This is a genomic window from Pseudomonas sp. HMWF006 (assembly GCF_003061205.1).
Lineage (GTDB): Bacteria > Pseudomonadota > Gammaproteobacteria > Pseudomonadales > Pseudomonadaceae > Aquipseudomonas > Aquipseudomonas monsensis.
The window spans coordinates 1-1,854 of sequence record NZ_QAIU01000542.1; the positions used below are offsets into that span (position 1 = coordinate 1).

Sequence of the window (1,854 nt, forward strand, 5' to 3'; positions counted from 1 at the left end):
GATTCAGGGCGAAGCGTCGGGGCCGTTCGACTTGCAGGACGATCCGCTGATTCGCGGACGTCTGGTGCGGCTGGCCGACGATCACCATGTGCTGTTGCTGACCCTGCACCACATCATCTCCGATGGCTGGTCGATGGGCGTACTGACCCGCGAATTGATGACGCTGTACCAGGCGTTCAGTCACGGTCAGCCGGATCCATTGCCGCCGCTGACGCTGCAATACACCGATTACGCAATCTGGCAGCGGCGCTGGCTCAGCGGTGAAGTGCTGCAGCGCCAGAGTGAGTTCTGGCAACAGACGCTGGCCGGGGCGCCGGCGTTGCTGATGCTGCCGAGCGACCGTCCGCGTCCGGCGCAGCAGGACTACGCCGGCAGCAGTGTCGCGGTGGTACTCGACGAACGCCTCAGCGCCGGGCTCAAGGCGTTGGGGCAGCGGCATGGCGTGACCCTGTACATGACGCTGATGAGTGCCTGGGCAATGTTGCTCAGTCGTTTGTCCGGTCAGGCGGAGGTGGTGATCGGTTCGCCGGTGGCCAACCGCAACCGCGCCGAGATCGAAGGGCTGATCGGCATGTTCGTCAACACGTTGGCCCTGCGCATCGACACGTCGGGTGAACTCAGCGTCGAAGGGCTGCTGGCGCGGGTCAAGGCGCTGACGCTGGCGGCCCAGGCGCATCAGGATCTGCCGTTCGAGCAGGTGGTGGAAATCGTCCGGCCGGTGCGCAGTCTGGCGCACAGTCCGCTGTTCCAGACCTTGCTCAGTTGGGACGGTCTGGAAAGCCCGGCGCTGGCTCTGGGTGACCTGAGCCTGGAAGGTCTGGCCGAACCGAGCCACTTTGCCAAGTTCGATTTGTCGTTGAGTCTGAGTGACGCCGGCGGGGCGATTCGCGGGTCGCTGGAGTACGCCACGGCGCTGTTCGATGAAGCCACGGTGCAGCGCTTTGTCGGGTACTTCGAGCGCTTGTTGCAGGCGATGGTTGCCAACGATCAGGCGGTGCTGGAGCACGCACCGCTGTTGCTGCAGCAAGAGCAGCAGCGCTTGCTGGTCGAGTTCAATGCCACTGACGTCGATTACGATCTGGAGCAGACAATTCATGGGCTGTTCGAGGCGCAAGTGCAGCGCTCGCCGCAGGCGTCGGCGGTGGTGGCCGCTGAGCAGTCGCTGACCTTCGCCGAACTCAATGCGCGGGCCAATCAACTGGCGCGGCACTTGCGTGGAGTGGGGGTGCAGGCCGATTCGCGGGTGGCGATCTGCGTCGAACGCAGTCTGGACATGGTGGTCGGGCTGCTGGCGATTCTCAAGGCCGGCGGCGGTTATGTGCCGCTGGACCCGGCGTACCCGCTGGAGCGTCTGGCCTACATGCTGGAAGACAGTGCACCGCTGGCGGTGTTGGTGCAGGGGTCGACGCGCTCGTTGCTCGGTAACGTCACGGTGCCGCTGATCGATCTGGATCAGCCGCACTGGCAATCGCAACCGGCGGACAATTTGTCAGCACCGGAATTGACCCCGCACCACACGGCTTACGTGATTTACACCTCGGGTTCCACCGGGCAACCCAAAGGCGTGATCAACGAACACGCCGGGGTGGTCAACCGCTTGCTGTGGATGCAGGACGCTTATCAGCTGACAGCGGCCGACACGGTATTGCAGAAGACGCCGTTCAGCTTCGACGTGTCGGTGTGGGAGTTCTTCTGGCCGTTGATGACCGGCGCCCGACTGGTCATGGCAAGGCCTGAGGGGCACAAGGATCCGCAGTACCTCAGCGAAGTGATCGAGCGCGAGCACATCACCACGCTGCACTTTGTGCCGTCGATGCTCGACGTGTTCCTCACCCACGGCGACACCACGCGTTG

The 1,854-nt window shown here is 63.9% G+C and carries 1 protein-coding gene; it reads left to right on the forward strand.

Annotation, left to right across the window (positions count from 1 at the left end):
* On the forward strand, window positions 1–1,854 hold a 1,854-nt coding region (locus DBR24_RS24405; RefSeq protein WP_146189115.1), incomplete at both ends, for a condensation domain-containing protein.